Consider the following 810-nt stretch of genomic DNA (forward strand, 5'->3'; position numbering starts at 1 on the left):
GTCAGATCCCTTTCGCATCGCGAAAGGGATCTGACCCCGCTAGCGAACCGGCCAACCGTCGCTGCGACCGCAATGCTCGCCGGATCGCCGCCACATCCGCGGCAGGAATTCCCTCCTCGATGAACGCCGCATAGCGCCTGCGCCGTTCATCCAGATCCAGGGCAATCAGTTCGAATGCCGAATGCGGCTTGAGCAGCGCATTCGGCCTGCCGTGCGCATTCGCCCGATAGCTCGACCAGCGATAGTCCCCTGGGCGCGCCACCCTTCCCGCACGGACAGGGTTGAGCTCGATGTAGCGCTGGCAGGCCAGCAGATAGCGATCCGTATCGACCAGCGTCGAGTAGAAACGCCCCTCCCACAGGGTTCCCGTGCGGACCTGCCGATCATTCACCCGCCGCACGTAGGTCCGGCTCACGGCCTGCATCATCCGTGACAGCCCGCCGGAGACATCAGGCGTCACCAGCAGATGAACGTGATTGTCCATCAGCACGTACGCGTGGACCCGGCAGTGCTGCTGGTCCGCGTGCTGGCACAGCAGGCGCAGGTAGGCCACACGGTCGCCATCGGTGAAGAACACGGGCTGGCGATTGTTGCCACGTTGAACGACATGTTGCGGGTGACCGGGCGCATCGATGCGTGGTGGCCTTGGCATGGGCTTCTCCTGGGAACAGGGGTCAGAGCCCTTCGCTGCGCAAAGGGATCTGACCCCGAGCATCTGCCGATTCCGGGCCCGCGCCAGTCGGTCCATGGCCTGCCGTTGAGTCAGTAGATACCGGGGTCAGATCCCTTTCGCGTTGCGAAAGGGATCTG

1 protein-coding gene is annotated in these 810 nt (G+C 64.1%); it reads right to left on the bottom strand.

The features are described from left to right. Position 1: 1 nt before the first annotated feature. Positions 2–652 carry a transposase gene (locus ABGA94_RS18855; RefSeq protein WP_375367920.1) on the bottom strand — a complete coding sequence of 217 codons (651 nt, stop codon included), beginning with the start codon at positions 650–652 and terminating at the stop codon, positions 2–4. Between the last annotated feature and the right edge of the window lie 158 nt (positions 653–810).

The sequence above is a fragment of the Stenotrophomonas sp. 3diitr2024 genome, assembly GCF_042136455.1.
GTDB classification, from domain to species: domain Bacteria; phylum Pseudomonadota; class Gammaproteobacteria; order Xanthomonadales; family Xanthomonadaceae; genus Stenotrophomonas; species Stenotrophomonas sepilia.